The sequence below is a fragment of the Streptomyces lycii genome, assembly GCF_009735685.1.
Classification (GTDB): domain Bacteria; phylum Actinomycetota; class Actinomycetes; order Streptomycetales; family Streptomycetaceae; genus Streptomyces; species Streptomyces lycii.
The window spans coordinates 20,531-28,799 of the sequence record NZ_WHPN01000317.1 but is presented as its reverse complement, the minus strand read 5'-3'; the positions used below and the strand labels follow the sequence as shown (position 1 = coordinate 28,799).

The window sequence follows — 8,269 nt, the reverse complement described above, 5'->3', positions numbered from 1 at the left end:
ATCTGGCGTTGACTTTTGGCACGCTGTTGAGTTCTCAAAGAACGGACGCTTCCTTCGAACCCGTCTCCGGGCCCTCCGGGCGCTTCCCTTCGGTGTTCCCAACCTTACCAGACGCTTTCCGTTCCGTTTCCGGTCCGAATTACTTCCGGTGGCCCGTTGGAAGGCCTTTGCCTTTCGGCTGATCCGACTTTATCAGATGCTTTTCGGTCGAAGCGAATCGGCCATTGCATTGCTGATTTTCCGGATGGCCCCGTCGGCATTTCCTGCCGCCGCGAGCTGTGGATGATCTTAACTTACGCCGCCCGAGCCTGTCCAGCTCCGCGGCAACCGTTAAAATCTACCTCCCCGAACCACCCATGTCAATAGGCTTTCCGGGATGAAGAGACAGTAGCAGGTGGGACGGCGCGCACGCACATCAGGCCGCGGTCGGCAGCCCCTGGCTCCGGTCGGCCGTCTCCACGTCACCGGTCTCGCCGGACCGCACGGCACGACCGCCCAGCACGTAGACGTACGCGAGGAACGCCAGCTCCGCCGCGACGCCGATGCCGACGCGGCCACAGGTCGGGAGTCCGGACGGGGTGACGAAGCCTTCGATCACGCCGGAGACGAAGAGGACCAGGGCGAGGCCGATCGCCATGCCCATGGCTGCGCGGCCCTCCTCCGCCAGCGCCGTTCGCCGGTCCCGTGGGCCCGGGTCGACCACCGTCCAGCCGAGGCGCAGCCCGGTGCCCGCAGCCACGAAGACGGCTGTCAGTTCGAGCAGCCCGTGCGGAAGGATCAGCCCCAGGAAGGTGTCCAGCCGGCCGGCCGAGGACATCAGACCGGCGCCGATGCCGAGGTTGAGCATGTTCTGGAACAGCACCCACAGCACCGGCAGACCGAGGAAGACGCCGAGGACCAGGCTGAGGGCGGCGACCTGGGCGTTGTTCGTCCAGACCTGGGCGGCGAACGAGGTCGCGGCGTGGGTCGAGTAGTACGACTCGTACTGGCCGCCCGGGCGGGTCATCTCGCGGATCTGCGCGGGAGCGGCGATGGAGGACTGGACCTCCGGGTGCGTGCCGATCCACCAGCCGATCGCCGCGGCGACCACGGTGCAGACGATCGCCGTGGTGATCCACCAGCGGCGGGTGCGGTAGAGCGCCGCGGGGAAGCCCGCCAGCAGGAAGTGGACGGCGTCGCGCCAGCTCGCACGGCGGGCACCGGTGACCGCGCTGCGGGCCCGGGCGACGAGCTGGGTGAGACGGCCGGTGAGCTGCGGGTCCGGTGCGCTGGACTGGATCAGTGACAGGTGGGTGGCGGTGCGCTGGTAGAGGGCGACGAGTTCGTCCGCCTCCGTGCCGGTCAGCCGTCGCCGGCGGCGCAGCAGCGCGTCCAGACGGTCCCACTCCGCCCGGTGCGCGGTCACGAAGACATCCAGGTCCACGGGGCCTGCTCCTCGGTGCTCGGGCTCGGTTCGCCCCCAGCTTGGCAGACGGCCGGTGCGGGATGGCGGCAGACTGGTCTTCGAGGGGCCGTGCCCGGCTGACGGATGATCGCGGGACGACGGGGCGGGCGGGCGGCGGCTGATGGTTGCGGCCGCGGGTCGCAGCCGGGTCGCCGGGGTCGGGGCGCCGGTCGCGGGTGCCGGGGTGTTCCGGATCCCGGGGTGTCGGTCCCCGGGTTGTGGATTCCCGGGTAGTCGGTCCTCAGCTTTGTGGTTGTTCGGGTTCCCGGTTGTTCGGGTGTCCGGTTGTTCGGTTTCGGGAGGAGAAGGCGCGCGTGAGTGAGCTTGTCACGGGTGAGGCCGTGGTGCTGGGGCTGCGTCCGGCGAAACTGCCGAGCCGGACACTGGCCGTGTGCATCGACCTGCTCGTCGCCTTCGCGGCGTACGTCGCCGTGACGATGGCGCTGACCGCGGCCACGTCGTCGCTGGACGAGGCGGCCAACGCCGCGGTGTCGGTGGCGACCTTCATGCTGGTGCTGGTGGGCCTGCCGATCGTGGTGGAGACGCTGAGCCGCGGGCGTTCGCTGGGCAAGCTCGTGTGCGGGCTGCGGGTGGTCCGTGACGACGGCGGGCCGGTGCGTTTCCGGCACGCGCTGGTCCGCGGTGCGGTGGGGGCCGTGGAGATCCTGGCGAGCTTCGGGGTGATCGCGGTGATCGCCTCGCTGGTGTCGGCGCGCGGGCGGCGGCTCGGTGACGTCTTCGCGGGGACTCTCGTCGTACGGGAAAGGGTGCCCGCGTCGCGGGTCACGGGAGTTCCGCAGGCACCGCCCTGGCTCGACGGCCGGTTCACGGGGCTGGACCTGTCACGCGTGCCGGACGCGTTGTGGCTGGCGGTGCGGCAGTACTTCGCACGGATGGATCAGCTGGACCCGGAGGTGAACGGGGCGCTGGCACAGCGGCTCGCGGCAGATATGGCGGCGTGCACGGCGACCCCGGTTCCGGGCGACGTGCCACCGGCGATGTATCTCGCGGCGGTCGTGGGCGAACGGCAGACCCGGGACGCGCGGCGGGCATTCGCCGGGCCGGAGGCTGCCGGTCCGGGCGGTGTTGGTCCGGGGCCGGGAGGTGTTGGTCCGGGGCCGGGAGGTGTTGGTCCGGGGGTTGCCAGTCCGGCGGGCGGCTCGTCGGCCGTGGCGGGAGGGATTCCTGCGGGCGGGCCGCCGTCGGCCGGCGCTCCGGGGTGGGCCCCTCCAGTGGCCGCCGCGGGCCGGGCTCCCGCCGCGGCCTCCGCCCCGGGGTGGGCCCCTCCGGGTGGCTCCGCTCCGGCCGCGGGGCCGGGTGGTGGAACGGCCGTCGGGCCGGTGCCGCTCGGGGGCGAGGGCTCGCGCGGGGGGCGTGCGCCGGCCGCGGAAGGCGGTACGGCGAAACGCGGCACGGCAGAAGGCGGTACGGGCGCGGGAACCGGATTCGTTCCGCCGGCGTGAGGACGCCGGCGTGAGGGCAGCGGGCGTGACGGCGGCCGACGCGAGGACGGCGGGTGTGACGACGGTCGGCGTGCGGACGGCGGGCGGCTGAGCAGGCCGGTCCGGTCGTCCGTACGCCGGTCTGCGGACTGCTGCGGTGGTGAGGGCCTCAGCCGCCGGCGGCTGTGGTGGTGAAGGCGTCAGTCCCCGGCGGCTTTGATGGTGGAGGCCTCAGTCCCCGGTCCTCAGTCCCCGGTCCTCGCCGTGTCGTCCGGCGGGGGGAAGACCGAGGGCGGGGACTGGAGGTCCTCCAGTTCGATGCCGGGGGCCGCGAGCACGACGTCACCGGCGAGGTGAACCGGGCGCTGCTCACCGGTGTCCAGGTCGGTGACCTGGTATTCGTCCACCGACAGCGGGCCGTTGTCAGTGGCGTGTGCTTCGCTCTTCAGCAGTGCCCAGGACTGGTCCAGGGTCCGCGGGGCCAGAACGGGAGGGGTCAGGGCCACGACGCGGAGCCGGACTGCGGGGGCGCCGGGGGTGAGCCGCAGCAGCCGGGCCGTTGCGACGAGAAAGGCGGGGGATGCGCCGGTGAAGGTGTGGGCGGGGACGTTGCCCTCCGTGGCCTCGGCGGCCGCGGGGTCGGTGCGGACCCAGGTGACGCCGTCGAGGGCGGCGCCGCGCACGCGCCAGCCGGCCGCGTGCAGTTCGAGGCGGATGGGGCGGCCCAGTTCGTCGGTGGCCAGGTCGACGGAGCCCGCGTGTTCCCCGGACGGGGTCGTGGTCTGGGCCACATAGCGCCAGCCGGAGGGGCCGGGGGCGCAGTGGAAGTGTTCTTCACCGAGGGGGGTGTGATCGTGCGGGTCGTGCAGGGAGTAGCGGCCGCGGGGCATGGTGGGGTCCTTGACGGGCCGGGCCCCCGCGGTCGGCGGGGGCCCGGCCGGGTCGGCCGGGTGCGGGCAGCCTTGCTGCGAGCGGGCCGGGTGCTGTCAGTAGCGGTAGTGGTCGGGCTTGTACGGGCCCTCGACCGGTACGCCGATGTAGGACGCCTGCTCGGGGCGGAGCGTGGTGAGCTTCGCGCCGAGGGCGTCGAGGTGGAGCCGGGCGACCTTCTCGTCCAGGTGCTTGGGGAGCACGTAGACGCCGATCGGATAGGCCTCCGGCTTCGTGAACAGCTCGATCTGCGCGATCGTCTGGTTCGCGAAGGAGTTGGACATCACGAAGGACGGGTGGCCGGTGGCGTTGCCGAGGTTCAGCAGCCGGCCCTCGGACAGCACGATGATCTTCTTGCCGTCCTCGAAGGTCCAGGTGTGGACCTGCGGCTTGACCTCGTCCCGGACGATGCCGGGGATCGCGGCGAGGCCGGCCATGTCGATCTCGTTGTCGAAGTGGCCGATGTTGCCGACGATCGCCTGGTGCTTCATCCGGGCCATGTCCGAGGCCATGATGATGTCGCGGTTGCCCGTCGTGGTGACGAAGATGTCGGCGGTCTCGACGACGTCGTCCAGCGTCGCGACCTGGTAGCCGTCCATCGCCGCCTGGAGCGCGCAGATCGGGTCGATCTCGGTGACGATCACCCGGGCACCCTGGCCGCGGAGCGACTCGGCGCAGCCCTTGCCGACGTCGCCGTAGCCGCAGACGACCGCGACCTTGCCGCCGATCAGGACGTCCGTGGCGCGGTTGATGCCGTCGATCAGGGAGTGCCGGCAGCCGTACTTGTTGTCGAACTTCGACTTGGTCACGGCGTCGTTGACGTTGATCGCCGGGAAGAGCAGCTGGCCGGCCTGCTGCATCTCGTACAGCCGGTGGACGCCGGTGGTGGTCTCCTCGGTGACGCCGCGGATCTCCGAGGCGAGCTGGGTCCACTTCTGCGGGTTCTCCGCCAGAGTGCGGTTCAGCAGCGTGAGGACCTGCTCGTACTCCTCGCTGTCGGCGGTCGACGGGTCCGGGACCGCGCCGGCCTTCTCGAACTCCACGCCCTGGTGCACCAGGAGCGTGGCGTCGCCGCCGTCGTCCAGGATCATGTTCGGGCCGCCGGTGGCGGTGCCGGGCCAGGTCAGCGCCTGTTCCGTGCACCACCAGTATTCCGCCAGCGTCTCGCCCTTCCAGGCGAAGACGGGGATGCCCCTGGGGTCCTCGGGGGTGCCGTCCGGGCCGACCGCCATCGCGGCGGCGGCGTGGTCCTGGGTGGAGAAGATGTTGCAGGAGGCCCAGCGGACCTGGGCACCGAGCGCGACCAGCGTCTCGATGAGCACCGCGGTCTGCACGGTCATGTGCAGCGAGCCGGTGATCCGGGCGCCCGCCAGCGGCTGCTGGGCGGCGTACTCCTCGCGGATCGCCATCAGGCCGGGCATCTCGTGCTCGGCGAGGTTGATCTCCTTGCGGCCGAAGGCGGCCAGGGACAGGTCCGCGACCTTGAAGTCCCGGCCGTTGGCGGCTGTCGTCATACGGGCTGCTCCTCGTTGCTTCGAGTGCGGTGGATACGGCTGACCTGCCGGCAGTGGGCACACGGGTCCCACGGCCGCAGTGCAGTCCGTCGGAGGCCCTCTCTCCCTCGGTGGCCCGCGCGGCGGGCCATCCGACCGCCATCAGCAGCGACGTCTGTCCGGTCACGAATCTACACCGATCGGAGCAGTCCACCCCAGCGGATCCGTCAGGACGGCGGCATGAATCGGCTCACTCGCCCGCCGGGTTCCGCGGCCGGCCGCCCGGCTGTGGCCCCGCCGTCGATCGTCCGTCGATCGGTGCTCACTTGGGGCTGTGCCGCTTCGGGTGAGTGTTGCAGGATGCGGGGAACTCTCGTACGAGCCGTACGAACCGCAGGGGTTGGAGGACCTGCACCACGCGCATGCTCACGCACGGCTGTTAGGAGATCCACGTGTCCAGTCCGGCTGTTCCCCCCACAGGTGAGGGGTCCGACGGGAGGCGGTTGAGGCTGCTGGCCGTCACCGCCTGCCCGACCGGCATCGCCCACACCTACATGGCGGCCGAGAAGCTCACCCGGGCGGCGGAGGCCGCCGGTCACGCCATGAAGGTGGAGACCCAGGGCTCGATCGGTGCCGAGAACGTCCTCTCCGACAACGATGTCGCGGAGGCCGACGGCATCATCGTCGCGGCCGACAAGGACGTCGATCCCAGCCGCTTCGAGGGCAAGCGGCTGCTCGTTGTGGGCGTGGCCGAAGGCATTCACCGGCCGGAGCGGCTGATCGAGCAGGTGCGGGACGCTCCGGTGTTCCGGTCCGGCCGGGCGGACGGAGAACGGCACGAGGGCTCCGCGGCCGGAGCGGGCGCGGCGGCCGGGACGGGCGCGGCTGCCGCGACGGGCGGGGCGGCCGGGACGGGCGGGGCGGCGGGCGGCAAGGAGCGCAGCGTGGCCTACAAGGCGCTGATGAACGGGGTCTCGTTCATGATCCCGTTCGTGGTCGTCGGTGGTCTGCTGATCGCGCTGTCCTTGGCGCTCGGCGGCACCCCGCAGGCGGACGGCGGTCTCGTCATTCCGGACGACTCGTTCTGGAAGCATGTGAACGACATCGGTGTCATCGGCTTCACGCTGATGATCCCGGTCCTGTCCGGATACATCGCCTACGCCATCGGTGACCGGCCGGCGCTGGTGCCCGGCATGGTCGGCGGCTGGATCGCGAACACCGGCGCCCTGTACGACTCGGAGTCCGGCGCCGGTTTCATCGGGGCGATCGTGACGGGTTTCCTGGCCGGCTATCTGGTGTTGTGGATCAAGAAGGTCGAGGTCCCGCGGTTCGCCCGGCCGATCATGCCGATCATCGTGATCCCGATCGTGGCGACCACGACGCTGGGCCTGTTCTTCGTCTACGTGATCGGCCGGCCGATCTCCTGGGTCTTCGAGCAGCTCACCAGCTGGCTGAGCGGGCTGACCGGGACGAGTGCGGCGCTGCTGGGCATCATCCTGGGTCTCATGATCGCGTTCGACATGGGCGGGCCGGTCAACAAGACCGCGTTCCTGTTCGGGGCCGGTCTGGTGTCGAAGAACCCCGAGATCATGGGCATGTGCGCGGCCGCCATCCCGGTGCCCCCGCTGGGCCAGGGCCTCGCCACCCTGGTCCGCCGCCGGCTCTACGACGAGCAGGAGCGGGAGACGGGTCTGGCGGCGCTGTTCATGGGGTTCTTCGGCATCACCGAGGGCGCGATCCCCTTCGCGGCGGCCCGTCCGGCCCGGGTCATCCCGGCGAACATGATCGGTGGTGCCGCCGCCGGTGCCGTCGCGGGGCTCGCCGCGGTCACGGACAGCGTGCCGCACGGCGGACCGATCGTGGCGGTGCTGGGCGCGGTCGGCGGGGTCCCCATGTTCTTCGTCGCGGTGGCCGTCGGGACGGTGGTGACGGCGTTCGTCACCGTCGCCCTGGTGCAGCTGGGCTCCGGCGAACGCGGGGCGCGCGGGGGTGCCGCGCCGGCGGAGGGTGAGCCCCTGTCCGCGCCGGTGCCCGCGTCCGCGACCGGGTCCGGGCCCGGGCCCGGACCCGGACCCGATGCCGCGGCCGGACCTGGTTCCGGGTCCTCCGCCGTGCCCCGGTCCGCATCCGTTCCTGCGTCCGCGCCCGGGTCCGATGCTGCGACTGGCCCCGTGCGCGATCCCGGGTCCGATGCCGCGCCCGTACCCGGTTCCGCGTCCTCCCCTGCGCCCCGGTCCGCGTCCACGCCTGAGACCGGCTCCGCGTCCACGCCCGCGACCGGCTCCGCGTCGGCGCCTGCGGCCGGCTCCGCGTCGGCGCCTGCGGCCGGGTCTGTGCCGTCCCCCGCCCACGCGCCCGCGCCCGGGGCCGCCCCCGCGTCACATGCGGGTGAGGGCGGGGATTCCGGAACCGCCCGGGCCACCGGTGAGCCGGTGCGGACCGGGCAGATCCTGTCCGGCAGTCTGAGCCGCCGGACCGTACGGAAGGAGCTGGACGCCGGTACGAAGGACGCGGCGATCCGCGAGCTGGCCGGTCTGCTGGCCGGAACGGGCCGGGTCGCCGACGAGGACGCGCTCGTACGGGCCGTCCTCGCGCGGGAGGAGCAGGGCACCACCGGGCTGGGTGAGGAGATCGCGATTCCGCATGCCAAGACGGATGCGGTGACGGCTCCCCTGGTCGGCTTCGCCCGGTCGGCGGACGGCATCGACTGGGGCGCTCCGGACGGCACCGCGGCACGGCTCGTCTTCATGATCGCCGTACCGGAGGCGGCGGCCGGGGACGAGCATCTGCGCATCCTCGCGCTGCTGTCCCGGAAGCTGATGGATCCCGGCTACCGGGACAGGCTGCTGACGGCTCCCGGTGAGACGGAGATTCTCGGAGTGCTGGCGGAGATCGAGTAGCCGCGGGGACCGGGTGACGGGGCGGACGCGGCAGCACGTCGCGTGACGCTGTGAAGCGGT

Annotated in this window: 6 protein-coding genes; 3 read left to right on the top strand and 3 right to left on the bottom strand. The window is 71.9% G+C overall.

Annotated elements, in window-relative coordinates:
- Positions 1 to 286, top strand: a 286-nt coding sequence (locus GCU69_RS33250) for a hypothetical protein (RefSeq protein WP_218037957.1), incomplete at its 5' end; no start/stop codon positions are given.
- Between the two features lie 129 nt (positions 287 to 415).
- Here GCU69_RS33250 and GCU69_RS19620 read toward each other — a convergent pair.
- The gene (locus GCU69_RS19620) at positions 416 to 1,423 is read right to left on the bottom strand and encodes a stage II sporulation protein M (RefSeq protein WP_156206756.1); all 1,008 of its coding nucleotides are present in this window, start codon (positions 1,421 to 1,423) and stop codon (positions 416 to 418) included.
- 335 nt (positions 1,424 to 1,758) lie between these two features.
- Here GCU69_RS19620 and GCU69_RS19615 point away from each other — a divergent pair, with 335 nt between their 5' ends.
- Positions 1,759 to 2,907 (top strand): RDD family protein, encoded by a 1,149-nt coding sequence (locus tag GCU69_RS19615; protein WP_156206755.1) that lies wholly within the window; start codon positions 1,759 to 1,761, stop codon positions 2,905 to 2,907.
- A gap of 224 nt (positions 2,908 to 3,131) precedes the next feature.
- Here GCU69_RS19615 and GCU69_RS19610 read toward each other — a convergent pair whose 3' ends face one another.
- On the bottom strand, positions 3,132 to 3,776 hold the full coding sequence (locus GCU69_RS19610; RefSeq protein WP_156206754.1) for a hypothetical protein: 645 nt from the start codon (positions 3,774 to 3,776) through the stop codon (positions 3,132 to 3,134).
- Positions 3,777 to 3,872: 96 nt separating this feature from the next.
- On the bottom strand, positions 3,873 to 5,330 hold the full coding sequence (gene ahcY, locus GCU69_RS19605; protein WP_156206753.1) for an adenosylhomocysteinase: 1,458 nt from the start codon (positions 5,328 to 5,330) through the stop codon (positions 3,873 to 3,875).
- 431 nt (positions 5,331 to 5,761) lie between these two features.
- On the opposite strand from ahcY, the gene GCU69_RS19600 reads away from it, so the two are divergent.
- On the top strand, positions 5,762 to 8,209 hold the full coding sequence (locus GCU69_RS19600) for a fructose-specific PTS transporter subunit EIIC (RefSeq protein ID WP_156206752.1): 2,448 nt from the start codon (positions 5,762 to 5,764) through the stop codon (positions 8,207 to 8,209).
- The last annotated feature ends 60 nt before the right edge of the window (positions 8,210 to 8,269 follow it).